We start from the raw sequence: 19916 nt of genomic DNA, 5'->3' as shown, positions 1-19916 counted from the left end.
CGGCCGGGTGGGGTCAGCCCCACCCGGCCGCCCCGAGCCGCCGCTGTCCGTGTCGGCACTCGACCGGCTACCCCCCCGCCGCGCCGGGCTGACGGCTGGGCGGCTCAGTTCAGCACCGACCTGGCCAGGGCCGCGGCGCGCTCGGTCAGCGGCAGCACCGGTTCCAGCACGTCGGCGTTGCGGCGCCACTTGTCGGGATGCGGCGCCGAGATCGTCCAAGCCGACAGCGGCAGCCGACCGGTCAGCTGCCGATCGTAGGGCCAGCCGAGGAACGAGCAGATCCGGGCCGTCTCGGCGGCCGGGTCGGCGACCAGACGCCGGTAGTCGGTGGCCAGCCACTGCCGGGGGTCGAGTCGGGCCAGGTCGTTCAGCAGGATCTCCGTGGTGGTGGCCCACTGCACCGCGGCGATCTCCGCGACCGGCCGGCCGATCAGCTCACGCCAGCCGGGCACGAGCATGAACGACCACGGCAGCCCGGTCCAGCCAGGCAGATCGGGGTAGGTGATGCAGCGGCCGGTCAGCCAGCCCTCCAGCATGCTGCTGATGGTCTCCGCCGGCTCGCGGTACAGGTAGACGAAGCGCGCGTCGGGGAACGCCGCCGCCAGGAACGGCAGCCGCAGCGCGTTGCGAGGTGTCTTCTCCAGCAGTGTGGGCTGGTCGAGCGGGCCGGGGCGACGCCCGTCCCGGTCGTGCCACAGCTGCTGGAAGCCGGTGCCCAGCCGGGCGACGACCTGCGGGGTGGCGTCTTCGGCGGTCAGCCGGCTGGACTCCCAGCCCCGTTCGCGCGCCCGCAGCGGTTCGATCGCCTCGATGACGGCGTGGCTCTCGCCGCCGATCGTCCACGCCCGAGGTGACTGCGCGAGCACCTCGAACAGCAGCGTGCTGCCTGCTCGGGGTGTGGACATGAGGAACACGGGTCGCTTCAGCATCCTGTTAACATATCTTTAAAACATTTCGATTTATCGAACTATGGGGGGCCCGTGGACACCGAACAGGCCATCGACCCGGACAGCCTCCTCGCCGACGCCGCCAGCACCCTCGACCTCGCCGACTTCGGTCCGCCCGGTTTCCGCACCGGCCTGCGTGAACTCGCCCGCAGCCTCGATCACGACCGCACCCTCACCCGTGCGGGCCGCGAGCAGGCCCGCGAATTCGTTCGCGCGCCCCTGCGCAACCGCCTGCTGCTGGCCCGGCAGGCGGCCCGGCATCCCGAGATAGCCGCCATCCCAGTGGCCGACCCCGTCTTCGTCCTCGGCGGACCCCGCAGCGGCACCACCCTGCTGCACCGCCTGCTCGCCGGGCATCCCGGCCTGCACGCACCACGATTCTGGGAACTCACCCGGCCGGTCACCCCGGACGGCATGACCGCCGAGGACCTGCTCCGCGCCACCGAGCAAGGGCTCGCCGACCTCTACCGGAAGGCCCCGCGATTCCGGGCCATCCACGCCACCGCGGCGCAGGACCCTGAGGAGTGCACCTGGCTGCTGGCCACCGAGATGGCCAGCATGGTGTTCAGCGTCAACTTCGACATCCCCGAGTACACGACGTGGCTGCTGGCACAGGAGCTGACCGAGGCCTACCGGGGGCACCGGCGTCAGCTCCAGCACCTGCTGTGGCGCCGCCCGGCCACGGGCACGCTGCTGCTCAAGGATCCTTATCACGGCCTGTGGCTGTCGGCGATCGACCGGGTCTACCCGCAGGCACGCTACCTGTTCCTGCGCCGCGATCCGACCACTGTCACCACATCCCTGGCGAACCTCGTACGAACCCTGCGCGAGGTCACCCACGACCGGGTCGACCCGGATGCGATCGAGGCCGAATGCGCTCGACTCGTCAAGACGCTGACCCTCCGACAGGACCCGGCGCGGCGGGCTCCGGCAGTGGCCGGGCGCAGCCTGGAGATCGAATACGACGACCTGGTCGCCGCACCGGGTCAGGTCGTGGCAGACGTCCTGGGCTTCCTGGGTCTGGACGTCGACGAGCCGCGCGAACCGCGGCGAGCGTCCATCGCCGGGCAGCTCGGCGAGTTCGGCCGCAGCGCGGTGTAAGCAGGGGATGGTCGGCCCGGCCTCAGCGAGTGGCCCACGGGCGACTGTCGGAAAGCCGAACCGGCGGCAGTCGCCCACCGCACAGCGCGGCGGCTGCCGCGGCCGCATGCCATCGGTCGGGGTCACCGCGCTGCTCGGCGGTCATCGACCCGAGCATTCCACAGCCGGGCTCGTGCTGGCCGCGGTCTCGCTGGCGATCATGCCGGTGCTGTCTGCCGCGCAGCGGCGGGCCGGGGCGGCAGACAGCGCTGGCTGCCTTGGTCATGGTCTGCCGATGTGCCGGTCTAACTGGAGTCTTACGCGGGAGCTTCGGTACGTGCCGAGGCGAGCAGTGCAGCAGCCGCCATCAGGCACAGAACTGCGACGGTGGCCATCATCGCGGTGCCGGTGACGGCTGCGGCAGCCAGCGGCGCGGCGGCTTTGGCGATCGTGATGGGGACGGTCAGGGTGCCGGAGATGGCGCCGTAGGAGGTGGTGCCGTAGCGGTCGACGAGGATCGCCGGGCGGGCGATGGTGCCGATACCGAAGCCCAGCCCGAACGCGGCCACGCAGGCGATCGCGGCAGTCAGGTGCGCGCCGGCGAGCGGCAGGGCCGCCGCGGCGGCGGCCTGGCCGGCGAAGACCGCGGCAGCGACCGTGGTGACGGTCCGGCGCCGGGCGAGGCCGGTGGTCAGGACCCGGCCGGTGACCGACAGGACGCCAAGCATGCCGGCGACGGTCGCGGCGAGTGCGACGGGGTGGCCCAGAGCGGTGAGGTAGCCGACGAGGTGGACGCTGACGGCCGAGACGGCGGTGCCGTGGGCGACGAACGCGACAGCAAGCAGCCAGAAGCCTCGGTCCCGCAGTGCTTGTCTGGTGTCGGCGGCACGGTTCGATCCTGGCGCCGCGTGTGCCGGGTCGGCGGGAGCGCGGCGGGGGATGGCGAGGGCGTGCGCCGGGACAGTGGTCAGGGCGTGGACGATCGCGAGTACCAGTAGTGCGGTACGCCAGTCGTAGGCGGTGGTGAGCCAGCCGGTGGCCGGGACGAAGATGGTGGAGGCGAACCCGGCGACGATCGTGATGGCCAGTACCGATCCGGCGCGGCGGGCCGGGCCGAGTTGGTGCACCACCACGGTGAAGATGGCTTCGTAGAGGCTGGCGGAGGAGGCCAGGCCGATGAGGGCGAACGCCGCGTACACGTGCCATACGGCTGTGGCCTGGGACAGGCCCGCCACGGCCACCGATCCCAGGGCGGCGCCCGCGGTCATGAGTCCGCGCGCGCTGCGACGGTCGAGGTAACGGCCGACGGGGATCGCGGCCAGGGCGGCGGCCAGGACGCTGACCGTGTACGCGCCGGTGATCACGGCGGTGCTGGTGTGCAGGTCGGCGGCGATCGGGTGCAGGACGACGGAGAAGGTGTAGTACAGCACTCCGTAGCCGACGGTCGCGGTCACGGCCAGCACGGCGATCAGCCGGCGGCCGGTGGTGGGAGTGCCGCCGCCCCGGGCGGGGGCGGCGGCACGGTCGGCGGTGGCGGTCACGTCAGCTGCCGCAGCATCCGCCGCCGTTGCCCGCCTCGGTGGCGGGCTGGAGGACGGGCAGGGTGAGCAGCCCGCCGCCGATTCCGGTGGACAGCCCGCGCGAGACCTGGACCTGCGCGGGCTCAGGCGCGCCGCAGCAGGCGGAGTCGTCTTCGGCGCCGAGGGCGGCGCTGCTGGAGCAGACACCGGTCTCGGGCAGTTCCAGCTGCACGTCGCGGGCGGCGTCCCAGTCCCCGGCCAGCGCGGCGACCACGGAGCGGGCCTGTTCGTAGCCGGTGGCCATGAGGAACGTGGGGGCGCGGCCGTAGGACTTCGCGCCGATGGCGTAGTAGCCGGGCTCCGGCTGAGTCAGCTCGTCAACGCCGTGCGGAGGGACGGTGCCGCAGGAGTGCTGGTTCGGGTCGATCAGCGGCGCGAGGGCGCGGGTCGAGCCCATGATCGGGTCGAGGTCCAGGCGCAGCTCGGACGCGATCGTGTGGTCAGGCCGGAAGCCGGTGGCCGACACGATCCGGTCGGCGGTGACGGTCGCGCCGCTGCGCGCGGTCACGGCCACCTGCCCGCCGTCGACGGCGATGGAGCGCACGGAGAACCCGGAGTGCAGGGTGATGGCGCCGGAGTCGACCAGGGCCCGGACCCGGGTGCCGAGCGCGCCGCGGGCAGGCAGCGCGTCGGCGTCGCCGCCGCCGTAGGTGCGGGTGGCCGCGCCGGTGCGGATCGCCCAGCTCACCTGCGTGCCCGGGACCTCGGTGGCGAGTTGTGCGAGGGCCAGCAGGGTGTTGGCGGCGGAGTGCCCGGCGCCGACGACAAGGGTGTGGCGGCCGGCGAACCGGTCGCGGTCACGGCCGAGGACGTCGGGCAGCGCGGTGTCGATGTACGCCGCGGCCTCGGGTTCGCCGTGGGCGGGCAGGCCGGAGCCGCCGAGTACGTTCGGGGTGGGCCAGGTTCCGGTGGCGTCGATGACCGCCTTGGCGGTCAGCTCCTGCCCGTCGGCCAGGCGGATGAGGAACGGCGCCTGCTCGCGTCCGGTGGAGCGGACCCGGTCGAGGCCGTCGCGGCTGATCGCGACGACCCTCGCCCCGTAGCGGACCCGCCCGGCCAGGGCCGGAAGTTTGGTCAGGGGGAGCAGGTAGTCCTCGACGATCTGCGCGCCCAGCGGCAGCTGTGCCAGGTCGGGGGCGATCCAGCCGTCTGCCTCGAGCAGGCGGCGGGCGGCGGCGTCGAGGTTGTAGCGCCACGGGCTGAACACCCGCACATGTCCCCAGGCGGCCATCGCGGCGGCCGGGCCGTCACCGGCCTCCAGGACGAGGAAGTCCAGGCCGCGCTCGGCCAGGTGCGCGGCCGCGGCGAGGCCGACCGGTCCGGCGCCGATCACCACGGTGGGAAAGGTGTCCTGCGTGCTCATCGTCGTACTCCTCTTGCTCGGGCGCGGGCGGTTCAGATGCGGACGGTGGTCAGCGCGGCGCGCTCGTAGCCGAGGGTGCGGGCGGCCTCGGCGCGGCAGGCGGCGGTGCATACCGGCTCGGTGCAGCCTTCGCAGAACGTGGTGGTGGCCACGATGCGGGCGGTACGGGCGGCGGTGACGCGCCGGATCAGGGAAAGCATGACAATGACCCCTTGTTTCGAAGTTTCTCTAAGCGACGTGTTTAGAGTGCCGCCTACTTAGAGAACTGTCAACTCAGCCTGGTGTGGTGCCCGCCACCGTGCTGCGCCGCTCGACCGCCACCACGTCACGCCACCGCCCGTGCAGGCGGGCTGGCCGCTCGCGCACGCCGACCTCGCGGAAGCCGACCGCCCGGTGCAGGGCCAGGCTGGCGGTGTTCTCGGGGAAGATCCCGGACTGGATCGTCCAGATCCCGGCCGCCTCCGTCGAGGCGATCAGAGCCCGCATCAAGGTCAGTCCGACGCCGCGGCCCTGAGCATCGGGGTGGACGTAGACGCTGTGCTCGACCACGCCCGCGTACGCCGGACGCACCGACACCCGGCTCACAGCGACCCAGCCCAGCACCCGCCCCGACTCTTCGCAGCCGACCAGCCGGTGCTCGGGCAGCCGGCCGGCGTCGAACGCCTCCCACGTCGGGGCGGCCGTGTCGAAAGTGGCGTTTCCGCCGTCGATGCCCAGCTGGTAGATCGCCAGCACCGCCTCGGCGTCGGCGGCGGTCATGGGTCTGACGGTCAGCACGGCGTGTCTCCCGGTGCTGGGACCGGCCTGCCCATCACGACGTCGGCGGCAGTGGGAAAGCAGCTCAGGCAGTTCGCGTTGATCCGGTACAGGTTCGCGTTGCCCGACGCCTCCACCAGCACGAACCGCACTTCCGCCAGGATCTTCAGATGCTGGGAGATCGTCGACTGGGCCAGTCCGACCGCAGCGGTGATCTGGCCGACGCTCATCGCCTCGCGGCTGCGGGCGAGTAGCTCGGCGATCTGCACGCGGGTCGGGTCGGCCAGGGCCCGGAACCAGGACGCGTATCGCTGGGCGACCTCCCGGTCGAGTAGCTCCTCCACCTGCACTCCTGTCAAGTCATCGTTCATCGCCGATAGACGATGATATTGCGTGAAGTGAGGTTCGACAAGCCCCGTTGCCGCCTGCTTCGAAATCTGTCAACCTAGGGGCATGTCGAAGCAGATGCTCACCGTTCTCGAGCCCGAGGTGTGCTGCGCGCCGTTGGCCAGCGCGGCCGTGCCTGCCGAGGCCGCCGCCGACCTTGCCGCGTCGTTCAAGGCCCTCGGTGACCCGGTGCGCCTGCAGTTGATGTCGATGATCGCCTCCGCGGACGGGGGAGAGGCCTGCGTCTGCGACCTCACCCCGGCCTTCGACCTGACCGGCCCGACCATCTCCCACCACCTCAAGGTGCTGCGCGAGGCCGGGCTGGTGGAGTCCGATCGTCGTGGCACCTGGGTCTGGTACCGGGCCAACCGGACCAGGCTGGCCGCCCTGTCGGCGCTGCTGGCCATCGGGGCGCCGACCGCCTGACCCGTCCCGGGCCCTCTCCGCTGGTCGTCACCAAAAGTTCATGATCGCCAAGTTGACGAGCTGACCTGCATCGCAGTTACATAACCACGTGGTGATATCAGTTTCCGGTGATGCGTCGGCGGACGTGGTGCGGCTGCTCGCAGACCCGGCCCGCGCCGCGATCGTCGACCTCCTCGCCGCAGGCCCCGCCTGCACCTGCCACCTCGTCGACGACCTCGGCCTGACCCAGCCAAACGTGTCCAACCACCTGCGCGCCCTGCGCCACGCAGGAGTGGTCAAAGCCGAACCGTACGGCCGCTACACCTACTACCACCTCAACGCCGACGCCCTCGAAGCCGCCGCGGCCCACCTCACCGACCTCGCCGCGCGCGCCCGCGCCGCCGCCGACCGGCGCCGGGAGTGCTGATGCCCACCACCCTGCCCCGCCGCCTGCTCGCCGAGTTCCTCGGCACCATGCTCCTGGTGACCGCCGTGGTCGGCTCCGGCATCATGGCCACCACGCTGTCGCCCAACGACGTCGGCCTGCAGCTGCTGGAGAACTCCACCGCGACCGCGTTCGCCCTGGCCGTGCTGATCCTGATCCTCGGGCCGGTCTCCGGGGCGCACTTCAACCCCGTGGTCACCGCCGCCGCCTGGTGGACCGGCCGCCGCGAACCCGGTGCCCTCACCGGCACCCACGTCGCCGCCTATGCCGTCGTCCAGACCCTCGGCGCGATCGCCGGCTCGGTGCTGGCCAACGCCATGTTCGGCGTCGCCCAAGGCATGTCGACCAAAGACCGCGGCGACGCCAACCTGTGGCTCGGCGAGGCCGTCGCCACTGCCGGACTGCTGCTGCTGATTCTCGCGCTCGTACGGACCGGCCGCGCCGCCCTGGCGGCACCAGCGGTCGGCGCCTACATCGGCGCCGCGTACTGGTTCACCAGCTCGACCAGCTTCGCCAACCCGGCCGTCACCGTCGGCCGCGCCTTCACCGACACCTTCGCCGGCATCACCCCGGCCTCAGTACCCGCGTTCATCGCCGCTCAGGTCCTCGGGGCCCTGATCGGCGTCGTCCTCGTCGCGCTGCTCTACCCGCAGCACGAACCCCGCCCGGTCGCCGGGCCCGCCCCGGCCGATACCGAACTCGCGGCCGCAGGCGCGGGGCAGCGCTGATGGCCGCGGCCGCCGACGTCGACGCCGCGCCCGCCCGACGCCTCGATGCCCTCACCGCCGCCATCGTGACGATGGGCTGCGGCGACGCCTGCCCGTGGTGGCCGGCGAGTGCCACCTCGACTGGGACATCCCCGACCCTGCCGGAGCCGACCTGGCCACGGTGCGGGCCATCGGCGACGACATCGACGTCCGAGTGCGACACCTCATCGAAGAACTGACCGCAGGAGACACGGCATGACCGACAAGAAGCCCAGCGTGCTGTTCGTGTGCGTGCACAACGCCGGCCGCTCCCAGATGGCCGCCGGCTGGCTGCGCCACCTCGCCGGCGACGCCGTCGAGGTCCGCTCCGCCGGCTCCGCGCCCGCCGACCAGATCAATCCTGTCGCCGTCGCGGCCATGGCCGAGGCCGGCATCGACATCACCGACCAGACCCCGAAGATCCTCACCTACGAGGACGCGGAAGCCTCCACCGTGGTCATCACCATGGGCTGCGGGGACGTCTGCCCCTACTTCCCCGGCCAGCGCCACGAGGACTGGAGACTCGACGACCCCGCCGGGCAGGGCATCGACGCCGTCCGCCCGATCCGCGACGAGATCCGCGACCGCGTACGGGCACTCGTCGGCGACCTGCTGCCGCACGCCTGACCAGCGTCAGTGCCACGAAACTACCGGTCTACGGTTAGGCAGCCGACCGGTATGAACGGGTGTATCGCTCGATCGCCGGCATCACCGGCACCTGAAGGTTCGCACACCTGAGAGCCGGGTCCCCCCGAACCAGCAGCGGGGCGGCGAAGTCGGTGTTGTCCACGACGAGGTCGGCACGCTCGTGCGGGCGGACCTCGTCGACATACCGCTGCTCGCCCGGGATGTACTTGGTGCGGTAGCGGTGCTCGGCCGCCGCGGCGTCGCCCATCCACGCCTGGTCGCGCACGATGCCGCGGCGCAGCACCTCGTCGAACCCGATCGCGAGGTAGATCCGCAGGTCCCAGTACGCGTCGAGCTCGGCGCGCTGCAGGAACGCCCCGTCGGCCAGCAGGATCGCGTCGTCGGCGGCGGTGCGCACCGGGCCGTCGACGGGCTCGGTCGCGGGCAGGTTCATGATCGCGTCGCGGTAGCGGCGGCCGCCGCCCGGCCCCAGCGGCTCCAGCAGCTGCTCACGGATGGCCGGGTAGTCCCAGGAGTCCAGGTAGTAGCTGTCCGGCGAATCCTGCGGGTATGCCGTACGCAGGCTGACCGCGCGTTTGAACCAGTCGAGGCCGACCCGGATCACCGGCCGTGAGGTGACCGCCCGGACGGCCGCGGCGAGCTCGTCGCCGAACGTCGACTTGCCCGCGGCGGAGTTCCCGTCGATCGCTACCCGCACCGGATGCGGCCTGGACACGGCCGCCACGGCGCGGGCGACCTCGGCCAGCACCTCATCCCGACCGCCCACGATGACTCCTCCCGCGCGACGCCGTCCAGATCGGTGCGGATCCCCACGCAGTATCGCCGGACTCGGCGTGAGCTGACCACCTGCCGCGCGCGTACCGCATGGCGTTCCCGGCATCTTGCCGATGCCTGCCGCTTGACAGGTGCCCGGGCACCCGTGCATCCTCATTCCACTAGTATCCTAGTAAAACGGGAGTACGGTTTGATCGACTTCCACCTTGACGTGCGTTCGGGGGTCGCCCCGTACCAGCAGATCGTCCGGCAGGTACGCCAGGCGCTGCTGCTGGGGCTGCTCGCCGAGGGCGACAAGCTGCCCACGGTCAAGGAGGTGGTCGCGAAGCTGGCGATCAACCCGAACACCGTGAGCAAGGCCTACCGCGAACTCGAACACCTCGGCCTGGCCGCCGCGAAGCCCGGGGTGGGCACCTTCATCACCCGATCACTCGGCCACGCGTCGCTCACCGAGCACGGGCCGCTGCAGCAGGAACTGCGCGCCTGGATGGACAAGGCCCGCGCGGCGGGCCTGACCGCCCCGGGCATCGAGGCCATGTTCCAGAACACCCTGCGCGAGAGCGACGAAGAGGAGAAATGACAGCGATCCTGCAAGCCCACGCGCTGGGCAAGAGCTACGGCCGACGCCAGGCGCTGGCCGACTGCACCCTGGAGCTCCCGCCGGGACACGTCATCGGCCTGGTCGGGCCCAACGGCGCGGGCAAGACCACCCTGCTGAAGATCGCCTGCGGCATGCTCGCCCCGACCACGGGGCAGATCGAGGTGCTGGGCGAACAGCCCGACGGCGCGACCTCGCAACTGGCGCGGGTCGGCTACGTCGCCCAGGACACCCCCACCTACGCGAACCTGTCCGTCGCCGACCATCTGACGCTCGGCGCCAGGATGAACCCCGGCTGGGACGCGAAGCTCGCCCAGGCCCGCATCGAGCAGCTCGGCCTCCAACCGAGGCAGAAGGCGGGCAGGCTCTCCGGCGGCCAACGCGCCCAGCTCGCCCTGACCCTCGCGGTGGCCAAGCGACCCGAACTGCTCATCCTCGACGAACCCGTCGCCAGCCTCGACCCGCTGGCACGGCGCGACTTCCTGCGGCATCTGATGGAGTCGGTCGCCGAGCAGGGCACCAGCGTCATCCTCTCCTCCCACCTGATCTCCGACCTCGAACGCGTCTGCGACTACCTCGTCGTGCTGGTCTCCTCCCGCGTGCGGCTCGCCGGTGAAGTCGACGAACTGCTCGCCCAGCACCACCGGATCGTGTGCGCGCGGCGCCAGGAGTCCGACCTGCCCGCAGGGCTGATCGTCATCTCGGCGGAGCACACCGACCGGCAGTCCACGTTCGTCGTACGAAGCGAAGGCGAACTGCCCGCCGGCGACTGGTCCGCCGAACACCTCGAACTGGAGGACCTCGTGCTGACCTACCTCGAGCGAGGCGCCGCCCCCGGCGCCGGTGCCGCGACGCGACCGACGGGAGCAGCGCGATGATCTGGCTGACCTGGCGGCAGTTCCGCCCGCAGGCCGTCACCGGCCTGGCTCTGCTCGCCGCCGCGGCGGCCCTGTTCCTGGTGACCGGGTCGCGCATGCACGACAGCTACGCCACGGCACTGGCCGGGTGCGCCCCGATGGGCGCCTGCGACGGGTCGACCGCCGCGGCACGGGCATTGGGCGCCCAGCTCAGCCAACTCCAGCGAAGCTACGAGCTGATGTTCATGCTCCTGCAGCTGCTCGTCATCGCCGTTCCGGCGGTGATCGGCATCTTCTGGGGCGCGCCGCTGATCGGGCGGGAACTGGAGACCGGCACGCACCAACTCGCCTGGAACCAGACGGTGACGCGCACCCGGTGGCTCGCGGTCAAGCTCGGCGTCGTCGGCGTCGCCGCGATCGCCGCCACCGCGCTGCTCACCTGGTTGCTGAGCTGGTGGGCCGGGCCGCTGGACCACCTCGGCGGCGACCGATGGGCGGCGATGACCTTCGCCTCCCGCGGCACCGTCCCGCTCGGCTACGCCGCGTTCGCCTTCGCCCTGGGCACCACCCTGGGACTGCTGCTACGCCGGACGCTGCCCGCCATGGCCATCACGCTGGCCGTGTTCACCGCCGTCCAAATCCTCATGCCCGCCCTCATCCGACCCCACCTGCTGCCGTCGACCACGACCACCTACCCGATCGACCAGGCCACCACGAGCCGGTTCCACGACTTCCAAAGCACCCAGACCGACTTCCGCTTCGGCCTGCCCGTACCGAAGGACGCCTGGCTGACCTCCCAGCCGCCGGTCGAGAACTCGGCGGGACAGGTGGCCCGCGTCGCCGACCACCTCGACTGCCTCCCGACGGGGGCGACGCCCCAGAACTGCCTCACCTCGGCGACTGCCTTTCCAGGTACGACCTGCACCAGACGGTCAGCTACCACCCCGCGAGCCACTACTGGCCCCTGCAGTGGATGGAGACCGGACTCCTCCTCGCCTTCGCCGGCGCACTCGTCGGCACCTGCTTCTGGTGGATCCGACGCCGACAGAACTGACCCGCCGCGCAACGCACGGCCCCGAACCTCCCAGGTCACCCGAAACATCGTTCGCGGGGCTCGCTTGTGCGTCAGTACGTCAGCACGGCCTTGATGGGCAGGTGGTCGGAGGTCCCCTTCAAGGTCTTGCGGCTGAAGGGCCGGGGCCGCCTGCTCGGCGTGGCGACCGAGAGGTCGTCCACGATCGACACGCTGGACAGGTCCAGCCGCAGCCCGTCGCCGGTCAGCAGCCCGCGCGAGGCGATGAACTGGTCCAGGACCTGGTACCGGTTGGCGAACGCCTCGTTCGGGGTGCTCTCCAGGAAGAACGTGCCGGTGCTCTCCGGCGCCAGGAACCGCCACATCGGGTTGTAGAGGAAGTTGTCGTCCCCCCGGTACGCCGACGGCTCCTTCTCGAAGTCGTCGATGTCGTTGGTCGGCCCGACCACCCGGTCCAGCTCGCTCGATGCTTGCAGATGCGATACGACACTGCGGTCGGTCGGCTCGTCGTTGAGGTCGCCCATCAGCAGGATCGGCGTGTCCCAGCGCGCCCGTACGGCGTCGAGGTCACCGTCGGCGCGCAGCTTCAGATAGGTCTCGGCGTCCACGCGCAGGTGGTCGCGTACCAGGAAGGCCACGTTCTCGGCCAGCGCGATGCGGGAGGGCTCGCTCTCGTAGCGGCCCTGGCGGCGCGAGGGCCAGTGGCTGGCCAGGACCACCAGCCTCGCGCCGGTGTCCTTGACGCGGAAGACGACCTCGAAGATGTCGCGGGTCGGGTAGCGCAGGTGCACGACGTGGGAGCGGCACTGCTCGACGGTCAGCTTGCGCTCGTCGTAGGCCAGGGACACGTCGATACCGCGCAGGTCGCTGGTGCCGGACTTGTCCTTGACCACCTTCAGATGCGGCTCGCCGACCTCGTGCAGCAGCTGGGCGAAGACGTCGTCGCCCTCGACCTCGGCCACGCCGAACAGTTCGGGTGCCCGGCCGTTGTGCAGGACCCGGACCGCATCGGCGAGGTTGGACAGCTTCGCCTGGAAGACGGCGGGTGTCCAGCCGCTGGCGGTGGTGAACTCGAGATCGGCCGAGATCGGGTCGTCGTCGGTGTCGAACAGGTTCTGCAGGTTCCACCAGGCGACACGGATGGATTCCATGGCTGCGTCCCGCCTCTGGTTCGGAAAGCGCCCTGCGCTGGTTCCCGCGCTCGTGCCCGGCTGGGAAGGCGAGGACACTGGATGTCGGGTCTCGGAGATGAGATGACGCGGCAGCAGCGGAGGCTGTCCGCCACGGGCCGCGAATGATTCGTACCATTTCACGGCAGGAGCCAACAGACCGGACCGGTCACCCCCAGTCTAACTCGCCGGACCGCACGGAGAGTCTTCGAACCGTCACAACCGATTCACAACCGCCCGGTCGTAGCCTGGCCGTGGCCGTCGACGTCCCCTACCCGCCGTCGGAGTGGCCGCGGCGAGAAGAGGCGGCCAGGAAAGGCGCCCCGTGATACGACTGCTCCGTCTGCCCCTGCTGACCGCGGCCGCCGCCGCGCTGCTGCTGGCGGTGACCCTGCTGCCCGGCGGCCCCGCCGCCACCGCACCGATCCGCCCGGTGGACATGACCCTGCTGATCAGCCCGTCGCCGCTGCCCAGCCCGACCGCCAGCGGCTGCGCCGGCTGCGTGCAGCCGCTGGACACGCTGTGCTGGGAGGGCCCGCCCCGGTGCATGGTGGTGGTGCTGCGGACACCCCCGCGCAGCAACACCGTCACGGCCCACTTCCGGACCGTGGCCATGACGGCCAGGCCGGGGATCGACTACGTCGGCGTCGACTCGGGGACGCTGGTGCTCCAACCGAACCAGTCCTCAGCCGAGATCGCGATCCAGCTGCTGCCCCATCCGCCCGCGAGCCAGGACCGGACCTTCGGGGTGGAGCTGTTCGCGGTCTCGGGGGCGGGCCTGGCCAGACCGATGGCGATCGTGACGGTCAAGCCGGCACAGCACTGACGGCGCGTACCGGACGCGGTGCCGCGAGGTCCACGTGACCGTGGACCTCGCGGCACCGGGCCGCCACGTCATGCTGCGGCGGTGCTCAGGCCGCTTCGACGGGCAGCCACAGTTCGCAGGTCGCGGTGCTGAAATCGGCGGCGCGGTCGAGGATCGCGACGATCGACGGGCCCGGCCGCAGCCGCCACGGGTTGGACGGGAACCACTCGGTGGCCGTGGCGGCCCAGGTGGTCTGCAGCGTCTGCGGGTACGGCCCGGACGTGCGGAAGACCGCCCACCGCCCGGCCGGCACCTCGATGGCGTCGAGGTCGCCGGGCGCGGGCGAGTCGGCGGCCACGGCGACCCCGTGCAGGTAGGTCAGCTCGGTGCCCTCGACCGCGTCGGGATCGACGCCGTCGGTGACCTGCAGCAGGCCGCCGGGCTCGGCGGTGCTGAGGGCCTTCAGCCGCGCGTGCTCCGCCACCGGCAGCGCGGCGATGTGCTGCTGGATGTGCGGGTTGACGCCGTGGTGGATCAGCGGCACCCGGGCTGCGTGCCCGATGAGGCGGAACGCGGGGCGCTCGACGATGCGGGTGTCCATGGGGATGCTCCCTTCGACGGTCAGGCGGAACCTGAGCTGCGGTTGTGTCCGAAGGGGGCCGCCGTCGCGGCGGACGTCGCCCGGGTTGGCGCCGTGCACGGCCCGGAACGCGCGGCCGAACGCCTCGGTCGAGCCGTACCCGTACCGGACCGCGATCCCGAGCAGGTCGTCCTGCCCGCGGACCACGTCGGCGGCGGCCACGGTCATCCGGCGGCGGCGCATGTACTCCGACAGCGGCATGCCCGCCAGCGACGAGAACATCCGGCGCAGGTGGTACTCGGTGGTGCCGAGCGACCCGGCCAGCCCGCCGAGGTCCAGCTCCTCGGTGAGGTGCTGCTCGACGAGGTCGACGAGCCGGTTGAGTGCCGAGATCATGCGGCCTCCCTTCGACCTCCAGCCTGGCCGACGGGCCCCTGCCCGCGCCCGATCGCGCCGGACCGATCCGATCATGCGGCGGGGTGCGGTGTCACGGCGGCGGGCCGGTGCCGCCCCCGCCGGGCTGTCGCGGGGGCGAGCCGCCGGTCCGGGCGGCGAGCCGGTCCAGGTCCGCGCGGATCGCATCGGATTCGTACGGGTCGGGGGCCAGTTCCCGGACGGCCAGGGCCCGGCTGAGGTGCTCGCCGGCCGCCGCGGCGTCGCCCACGGCGAGGTCGATGCGGCCCAGGTGGGCCAGCGCGATGGCCTCCTGGTGCGGGTCGGCCTGCTGCCGGCTGAGGGTGAGGGCCTGGCGGAAGTGCTCGGTGGCCGAGGTGAACCGCTGCCGGGCGTACTCGGTCAGGCCCAGGTTGTTCAGCGTCTCGGCCTCGTAGCGGCGGTCGCCGGTCTGGCGCCGCAGCACCAGGGCGTCATGGAACCGGGCCGTGGCCAGGTCCCATTCGCCCAGGTCGCGGTGGGCCTGGCCGAGCCCGCCCAGCGCGGCGGCCTCCAGCCGCGCGTTGCCGATCTCGCGGCTGGCGGCCAGCGCCCGGCTGAGGTGGTCCAGGGCCAGGTCGGCCCGGCCCATGCGGACGTAGGCGTCGCCGAGGTTGCTCAGGGTCAGCGCGACGCCCAGCCGGTTGCCCTCGGCCAGGTGCAGGGCCAGCGCCTGGCCGTAGGCGTCGACGGCCTCGGGGAAGCGCCGGGCGCTGGCCAGGGTGACCGCGATGTTGTTGCGCACGTGCGCCTCGCCCCGCTTGTCGCCCTGGGTCTGCAGCACCTCCAGGGCCTGGGTCAGGGTGGTCAGCGCGTCGTCGAAGTTGCGGGTCGTCAGGTAAGCCACGCCCAGCCCGCTGCCCATCAGGCCCTCGGCCACCGGGTCCCCGGCGGCGCGGGCGGCGGCCAGGCCCAGGCGGCAGAGCTGGATGCGCTGGGTCCAGTGGCCGCGGGAGTCGAAGAAGCCGGTGACCAGGTAGGTCATCTGCCATGCCGTGCCGGGGCGGCCGTGGTCCATGGCGCAGGTCATGACCGGCAGCAGGTTGTCGCGCTCGCCGTCGAGGAACGACAGCGCCTGGTCGGCCTCGGCCCGGAACGGCAGCGTCGCCGGCGGGTGGTCGATGGCGACGCGGACCCGGTCCCGGCCCCGGTCGACGATCTTGTTGGCGGCGTCGGTGACGGCCAGGTACCAGTCGAGGATCCGGGCGACGATGCCGGCCTGGGCCTGCTCGGGCTCGCCGCGGTGGGCGCATTCGCGCGCGTACAGGCGGATCAGGTCGTGGAAGCGGTAGCGGCCGTTGGCGACCTCGGTGACCAGGTGCACGGCGGCCAGTTCGTCCAGTGCGCGCCGGGCCGCGGCGGGTGCGACGTCGGCCGCGGCGGCGGCCAGGTGCGGGCCGAAGGTGGCGCCCGGGTGCAGGCCCAGCGCGCGGAACACCCGGGCGGTGACCGGCTCCAGCACCTCGTACGTGGTCGCGAAGACCGTGCGCAGGTTGCGGGAGTCGCCCTCGACCGACAGCTCGTCCAGGCGCTCGCCCGTGGTCAGCTCGTCGGTCAGGTCGGCGATGTCGCGCATCGGCCGGGAGGACAGCTTGGCGGCCGCGATCTGCAGGGCCAGCGGCATGCGGTCGCACAGCTCGACCAGCCGGGCGGCGCTGTCGGGCTCGCGGGCCAGCCGGTGCGAGCCCAGCACGGTGTCGAGCAGGTCCAGCGCCTCGTCGGGGCGCAGCGCGTCGAGGTCGACGACTTTGACGGCGTGATGGGTCTTCAGCGCGGTCAGCCGGTGCCGGGAGGTCACCACCAGCAGCGTGGTGGTGTTGGCCGGGACCAGCGGCAGGATCTGCGCGACGGTGCCGGCGTTGTCGGCCAGGATCAGCATCCGCCGGTCGCGGGTCAGGGAGCGGTAGAGGCCGACGCGGTCGAGGCCGTCGGCGGGGCCGCCGCGGTCGGGCTGGTCGAGGCTGGCCAGGACGTGGGCCAGGGCCTCGGCCGCGGGCACCGCGATCGCCGGGTCGTGGCCGCGCAGGTCCAGGTAGACCTGCCCGTCGGGGAAGTCGGCGGCGGCCCGGTGGCCCCACTGCACGGCCAGGGCGGTCTTGCCCATGCCGGCCGCGCCGGAGATGACCACCACCCGGACGGCGGGGTCGGCGGCCACCGCGTCCAGCTGCCGCAGTTCGGCGCGGCGGCCGGTGAAGTGCCCGACCGGGCCGGGCAGCTCGGCGGGGCGGGGGCGGGGCCGGGTGAGCGGCGCCGGTGCCGACGCCAGGACCGGCGGCGGTCCGCGGTGGTCCAGCACGGGATCGCGGCGCAGCATCTGCACGTAGAGGACGGCCAGGTCGGAGCCGGGTTCGGCGCCCAGCTCCTCGCGGAGGTGGACCCGGAGCAGGTGGTACAGGTTGAGCGCGTCGGTGGTCCGGCCGCACCGGTACAGGGCGATCAGCGCGAGTCCGACCAGGCGCTCGTGGAACGGGTACCGCACCAGCAGCCGCTGCAGTTCGCCGACGGCCGCGGTGTGCCGCCCGAGGCGCAGCTCGCCCTCCCACAGGTCGCACAGCGCGGCGAGCCTGACCTCCCCGAGCCGGACCAGTTCCCCCGCGGCCCAGCCGTACGCCTCGGCGCCGGCGAAGGCGTCACCGCGCCACAGGTCCAGCGCGCGGTGCAGCCGGCGCACGGCCGCCGTGTCGGCGCCCTCGGCCAGCTCCTCGCGGGCCAGCCGCACCTCGCGTTCGAAGCGGTGCGTGTCGACGGCGGCGGGGTCGATGGCGAGCTGGTAGCCGGAGTCGTTGGTGTGCACCAGGTCGACCAGGCCGCACTCGTCCAGGGCCTGCCGCAGCCGGGCGATGTGGCTGTGCAGGGTCTTCACGGCCGTACGCGGCGGCTCCTCCCCCCACAGGCCGTCGACCAGCCAGGTCCGGGACACGGTGTCGGGTGCGCCCAGTGCCAGCAGCCCCACCAGGGCGGGCTGGCGGTTGCCGGTGAACACGGCAGGGCCGGCGGGTCCGGTCACCTCGATGGGGCCGAGTAGCCGGATGGGCGGCGGCGGCTCGGCGGGAGCTGATCCGGTCGGTGGCACCTGGGCCTCCTCCGCGACGCAAGGCAGTCATGACTACCGATCTCTTTGCTGAGAATACGAGGTGATCGACAAAGGCGACAACCATCTCGCAGCCGGATGACAGCCGCCAGTTGATAGGAGTCTGCCAATGCGTTGGTGACCACCGGCGCAGTACACGGCAGGAGGATCTCCATGAACACAGAGAGTCGGCCCGCGCGTCGACGCGGTCTGCGACTGGCGCTGGGCGCCGCCCTGGCCGCCCTGGCGGTCGTCTCGGCGGCCGGGGTCGCCGTGGCCGCCGGTGACCACGCACCGCCACCCGCCGGCACCCGCACCGACGCCTTCACCCGCGACCAGGTCGGCGACATCGGTACGGAGCCCAACCCGTCGGCGCTGCCGTTCTGGGCCAGCCCCGACATCAAGGTGTGCGCGACGGCGCTCGGCTGCGCCTCCGACCAGCCGCTGACCGTCGGCGGCACCGCCTACATCTTCATCACGCTGAACAACCCCGGGCCCTACGGCAGCGGCGTCAGCAACGGCGTCATGAACGTCTACTGGACGCTGCTCGGCGGCGCCGCCCAGTGGCCGGCCGACTGGACCCAGATCGGCGCGGTGGCGGTGGCCTCGTCGCCGGGCGTCACCACGATCACCATCCCGTGGGTCAACGTGCCCGATGACGGCCCGGCCCCGGGTGCCCACTTCTGCCTGCTCAGCCGGTGGGTGTCGCCGACCGACCCGTTCACGTTCGAGGGCCCCAACACGGTGGCCAACACGACGGCCAACAACAACATCTCGTGGCACAACGTGGCCCCGATCCCGGTCGTCACCAGCAGCAGCTCCGGCACCACGGTGCCGTTCGCGATCGGCAACGTGGCCGGCGTGCCCACCGCCAACGACCTCGTCTTCGGCGAGGGGGCCGACCGGCACTTCGCGGCCGTCGGCGGCAAGGTCGTGGTGGACCTCGGCGCCAACCTGTTCCAGCGCTGGGTGGCGGCCGGGGCGCGGGGCACCGCGATCCAGCGCATCGGCGGTACGAAGATCGCGATCCTCGACCTGGCCAAGGCGCGGATCGCCGGTATCACCATCAACCCGGGTGAGCGGCCGCAGGTGCTGCTGACGTTCTTCGCCGCCGAGCCGGCCACGGGCGTCTTCCCGATCACGGTCGCCCAGTTCGGTCCCGGTCAGGCGGGTGCGCAGCCGACCGACATCGGCGGCGTCCGCTACGACGTCACCGTCGGACGCGAGCAGGGGTGACCCGCTGACGGCGGGGGCCCTGCCGGGCCGGGGCCCCCGCCGTCGTTCACCTCAGCCCGAACGCGCGGTCGAAGAAGTCCAGGCGGGCCGCGTCCTGGACCGCCTCGCCGCCCTGGTGCCCGTTGAACGGGTACACCTCGATGGCCTTGGGCCCGGCGTAGCGGTGGTAGGCGGCGTACACGGTCGACGGCGGGCAGCTGGCGTCCATGTGCGCCACGCTGAACAGCGCCGGGACCGGGGCCCGCGCGGCGAACAGCACTCCGTCGAAGTAGGAGAGCGTATGGAAGACCTGCCGCTCGCTGTCGCGGTGAACCCCGAGGTAGCCGGCCAGCTCTGGGTAGGGCCCGGCCGTGGCCAGCTGCGCGCCACGGCGCATGTCGCACAGGAACGGGACGTCCGGTGCGGCCGCGACCAGGCCGGGCACCAGCGCGGCGACGGCAAGGGCCAGGCCGCCGCCCTGGCTCTCGCCCGTGACGGCGACCCGATCGGGGTCGACCAGCGGGTGGGTCCGGGCGGCGGCCACGGCCCGGACCGCGTCGGTGATGACCCGCCGGTAGTAGTACGTGCGCGGGTCGAGCACGCCGCGGGTGAGGAAGCCGGGGAAGTGCGGGTCCGCCCCGGCCGGATCGGGGGTATGGCCGTGCCGCCAGCCGCTGCCCTGGCCGCGTACGTCCATGAACAGGTGCGCGTACCCGGCGGCGGCGTAGAGCAGGCACTGGTGGGCCAGCCCTCGCCCGCCGCCGTAGCCCGGGAACTCCACCACGCACGGCAGCGGCCCGGTCGCACCGGCGGGCACGGCCAGCCACGCCTTGACCGGGTCGCCGCCGAACCCGGCGAAGGTGGCGTCGTACACCTCGACGGTCCGCCGCCACGCCGGGGCGAACACCGCGTCCAGCGGCCGCGACGCCGCCTCGGCCAGCGTCCGCGCCCAGAACTCGTCGAAGTCGTCCGGCGCCCGCAGGGTGCTGCGGTAGGCCTCGGGGTCCCGTTCGGTGATCGGCACCG

The 19916-nt window shown here is 72.4% G+C and carries 20 protein-coding genes and 2 pseudogenes; 11 read left to right on the top strand and 11 right to left on the bottom strand.

What is annotated here, in order from left to right:
* Positions 1 to 104: 104 nt before the first annotated feature.
* Entirely contained in the window at positions 105 to 929 is an 825-nt protein-coding gene (locus QEZ54_RS20350; RefSeq protein ID WP_281306254.1) for a sulfotransferase, read from the bottom strand.
* 51 nt (positions 930 to 980) lie between these two features.
* Between QEZ54_RS20350 and QEZ54_RS20345 the strand changes: the two genes are divergently transcribed.
* Positions 981 to 2048 (top strand): sulfotransferase, encoded by a 1068-nt coding sequence (locus tag QEZ54_RS20345; protein ID WP_281306253.1) that lies wholly within the window; start codon positions 981 to 983, stop codon positions 2046 to 2048.
* Positions 2049 to 2169: 121 nt separating this feature from the next.
* Positions 2170 to 2283 (top strand): annotated as a pseudogene (locus tag QEZ54_RS20340) (cobalt transporter); the annotation flags it as partial.
* A gap of 61 nt (positions 2284 to 2344) precedes the next feature.
* Here QEZ54_RS20340 and QEZ54_RS20335 read toward each other — a convergent pair.
* The 5 genes from QEZ54_RS20335 to QEZ54_RS20315 all read right to left on the bottom strand — a co-directional run bounded on the left by QEZ54_RS20335 (position 2345) and on the right by QEZ54_RS20315 (position 6070).
* Entirely contained in the window at positions 2345 to 3568 is a 1224-nt protein-coding gene (locus QEZ54_RS20335; protein ID WP_281306252.1) for an MFS transporter, read from the bottom strand.
* Position 3569: 1 nt separating this feature from the next.
* Complete coding sequence (locus QEZ54_RS20330) at positions 3570 to 4970, bottom strand: FAD-dependent oxidoreductase (protein WP_281306251.1); 1401 nt, start codon at positions 4968 to 4970, stop codon at positions 3570 to 3572.
* Positions 4971 to 5002: 32 nt separating this feature from the next.
* Entirely contained in the window at positions 5003 to 5170 is a 168-nt protein-coding gene (locus QEZ54_RS20325) for a hypothetical protein (protein ID WP_281306250.1), read from the bottom strand.
* Positions 5171 to 5243: 73 nt separating this feature from the next.
* A complete protein-coding gene (locus QEZ54_RS20320) occupies positions 5244 to 5729 on the bottom strand; it encodes a GNAT family N-acetyltransferase (RefSeq protein ID WP_281306249.1) in 486 nt (161 codons plus the stop codon).
* Between the two features lie 11 nt (positions 5730 to 5740).
* Positions 5741 to 6070, bottom strand: coding sequence for a metalloregulator ArsR/SmtB family transcription factor (locus QEZ54_RS20315; RefSeq protein ID WP_281306248.1), 330 nt, complete (start codon positions 6068 to 6070; stop codon positions 5741 to 5743).
* Positions 6071 to 6179: 109 nt separating this feature from the next.
* Here QEZ54_RS20315 and QEZ54_RS20310 point away from each other — a divergent pair, with 109 nt between their 5' ends.
* The 4 genes and pseudogenes from QEZ54_RS20310 to QEZ54_RS20295 all read left to right on the top strand — a co-directional run bounded on the left by QEZ54_RS20310 (position 6180) and on the right by QEZ54_RS20295 (position 8336).
* Positions 6180 to 6539 carry a metalloregulator ArsR/SmtB family transcription factor gene (locus tag QEZ54_RS20310; RefSeq protein WP_281306247.1) on the top strand — a complete coding sequence of 120 codons (360 nt, stop codon included), beginning with the start codon at positions 6180 to 6182 and terminating at the stop codon, positions 6537 to 6539.
* An 88-nt stretch (positions 6540 to 6627) separates the two neighbouring features.
* Complete coding sequence (locus QEZ54_RS20305; RefSeq protein WP_281306246.1) at positions 6628 to 6945, top strand: metalloregulator ArsR/SmtB family transcription factor; 318 nt, start codon at positions 6628 to 6630, stop codon at positions 6943 to 6945.
* Positions 6945 to 7613, top strand: a pseudogene (locus QEZ54_RS20300) (MIP/aquaporin family protein); the annotation flags it as partial. The gene QEZ54_RS20305 and the pseudogene QEZ54_RS20300, both read left to right, overlap by 1 nt.
* Before the next feature lie 312 nt (positions 7614 to 7925).
* A complete protein-coding gene (locus QEZ54_RS20295) occupies positions 7926 to 8336 on the top strand; it encodes an arsenate reductase ArsC (RefSeq protein ID WP_281306245.1) in 411 nt (136 codons plus the stop codon).
* A gap of 34 nt (positions 8337 to 8370) precedes the next feature.
* On the opposite strand, the gene QEZ54_RS20290 is transcribed toward QEZ54_RS20295, so the two are convergent.
* On the bottom strand, positions 8371 to 9123 hold the full coding sequence (locus QEZ54_RS20290) for a uridylate kinase (protein WP_281306244.1): 753 nt from the start codon (positions 9121 to 9123) through the stop codon (positions 8371 to 8373).
* Positions 9124 to 9321: 198 nt separating this feature from the next.
* Here QEZ54_RS20290 and QEZ54_RS20285 point away from each other — a divergent pair, with 198 nt between their 5' ends.
* From QEZ54_RS20285 to QEZ54_RS20275, 3 genes are read left to right on the top strand one after another with little or no spacing between them, the layout of a single operon-like run.
* Positions 9322 to 9711: a GntR family transcriptional regulator gene (locus QEZ54_RS20285; RefSeq protein ID WP_281306243.1), complete on the top strand. Its 390-nt coding sequence runs from the start codon at positions 9322 to 9324 to the stop codon at positions 9709 to 9711.
* The gene (locus QEZ54_RS20280; protein WP_281306242.1) at positions 9708 to 10607 is read left to right on the top strand and encodes an ABC transporter ATP-binding protein; all 900 of its coding nucleotides are present in this window, start codon (positions 9708 to 9710) and stop codon (positions 10605 to 10607) included. The genes QEZ54_RS20285 and QEZ54_RS20280 overlap by 4 nt, the downstream gene beginning before the upstream one ends.
* A complete protein-coding gene (locus QEZ54_RS20275) occupies positions 10604 to 11734 on the top strand; it encodes an ABC transporter permease subunit (RefSeq protein ID WP_281306241.1) in 1131 nt (376 codons plus the stop codon). Before QEZ54_RS20280 ends, QEZ54_RS20275 begins: the two co-directional genes overlap by 4 nt.
* Here the strand turns inward: QEZ54_RS20275 and QEZ54_RS20270 are convergent.
* Complete coding sequence (locus QEZ54_RS20270; protein WP_281306240.1) at positions 11712 to 12770, bottom strand: hypothetical protein; 1059 nt, start codon at positions 12768 to 12770, stop codon at positions 11712 to 11714. The genes QEZ54_RS20275 and QEZ54_RS20270 overlap by 23 nt on opposite strands.
* 343 nt (positions 12771 to 13113) lie before the next feature.
* Between QEZ54_RS20270 and QEZ54_RS20265 the strand changes: the two genes are divergently transcribed.
* A complete protein-coding gene (locus QEZ54_RS20265) occupies positions 13114 to 13614 on the top strand; it encodes a Calx-beta domain-containing protein (RefSeq protein ID WP_281306239.1) in 501 nt (166 codons plus the stop codon).
* 85 nt (positions 13615 to 13699) lie between these two features.
* On the opposite strand, the gene QEZ54_RS20260 is transcribed toward QEZ54_RS20265, so the two are convergent.
* Both QEZ54_RS20260 and QEZ54_RS20255 read right to left on the bottom strand, forming a co-directional pair.
* A complete protein-coding gene (locus QEZ54_RS20260) occupies positions 13700 to 14569 on the bottom strand; it encodes an AraC family transcriptional regulator (RefSeq protein ID WP_281306238.1) in 870 nt (289 codons plus the stop codon).
* A gap of 91 nt (positions 14570 to 14660) precedes the next feature.
* Positions 14661 to 17678, bottom strand: a complete 3018-nt coding sequence (locus QEZ54_RS20255) for a BTAD domain-containing putative transcriptional regulator (protein WP_281306237.1) — start codon at positions 17676 to 17678, stop codon at positions 14661 to 14663.
* A gap of 171 nt (positions 17679 to 17849) precedes the next feature.
* Between QEZ54_RS20255 and QEZ54_RS20250 the strand changes: the two genes are divergently transcribed.
* Positions 17850 to 18911: a hypothetical protein gene (locus QEZ54_RS20250; RefSeq protein ID WP_281306236.1), complete on the top strand. Its 1062-nt coding sequence runs from the start codon at positions 17850 to 17852 to the stop codon at positions 18909 to 18911.
* A gap of 46 nt (positions 18912 to 18957) precedes the next feature.
* Here QEZ54_RS20250 and QEZ54_RS20245 read toward each other — a convergent pair whose 3' ends face one another.
* Positions 18958 to 19914 (bottom strand): acetylxylan esterase, encoded by a 957-nt coding sequence (locus QEZ54_RS20245; RefSeq protein ID WP_281306235.1) that lies wholly within the window; start codon positions 19912 to 19914, stop codon positions 18958 to 18960.
* Positions 19915 to 19916: the final 2 nt, after the last annotated feature.

The sequence above is a fragment of the Catellatospora sp. KI3 genome (assembly GCF_029948125.1).
Classification (GTDB): domain Bacteria; phylum Actinomycetota; class Actinomycetes; order Mycobacteriales; family Micromonosporaceae; genus Catellatospora.
The sequence above is the reverse complement of the archived record's forward strand: the minus strand, read 5'-3'. Positions and strand labels throughout refer to the sequence as shown.

Excerpts from the sequence above, each read along its gene's own strand:
- QEZ54_RS20260 (WP_281306238.1), bottom strand. The coding sequence starts at position 14,569 with ATGATCTCGGCACTCAACCGGCTCGTCGACCTCGTCGAGCAGCACCTC.
- QEZ54_RS20270 (WP_281306240.1), bottom strand. The coding sequence starts at position 12,770 with ATGGAATCCATCCGTGTCGCCTGGTGGAACCTGCAGAACCTGTTCGAC.
- QEZ54_RS20250 (WP_281306236.1), top strand. The coding sequence starts at position 17,850 with ATGAACACAGAGAGTCGGCCCGCGCGTCGACGCGGTCTGCGACTGGCG.
- QEZ54_RS20325 (WP_281306250.1), bottom strand. The coding sequence starts at position 5,170 with ATGCTTTCCCTGATCCGGCGCGTCACCGCCGCCCGTACCGCCCGCATC.
- QEZ54_RS20320 (WP_281306249.1), bottom strand. The coding sequence starts at position 5,729 with ATGACCGCCGCCGACGCCGAGGCGGTGCTGGCGATCTACCAGCTGGGC.
- QEZ54_RS20310 (WP_281306247.1), top strand. The coding sequence starts at position 6,180 with ATGTCGAAGCAGATGCTCACCGTTCTCGAGCCCGAGGTGTGCTGCGCG.
- QEZ54_RS20350 (WP_281306254.1), bottom strand. The coding sequence starts at position 929 with ATGCTGAAGCGACCCGTGTTCCTCATGTCCACACCCCGAGCAGGCAGC.
- QEZ54_RS20280 (WP_281306242.1), top strand. The coding sequence starts at position 9,708 with ATGACAGCGATCCTGCAAGCCCACGCGCTGGGCAAGAGCTACGGCCGA.
- QEZ54_RS20330 (WP_281306251.1), bottom strand. The coding sequence starts at position 4,970 with ATGAGCACGCAGGACACCTTTCCCACCGTGGTGATCGGCGCCGGACCG.
- QEZ54_RS20275 (WP_281306241.1), top strand. The coding sequence starts at position 10,604 with ATGATCTGGCTGACCTGGCGGCAGTTCCGCCCGCAGGCCGTCACCGGC.
- QEZ54_RS20295 (WP_281306245.1), top strand. The coding sequence starts at position 7,926 with ATGACCGACAAGAAGCCCAGCGTGCTGTTCGTGTGCGTGCACAACGCC.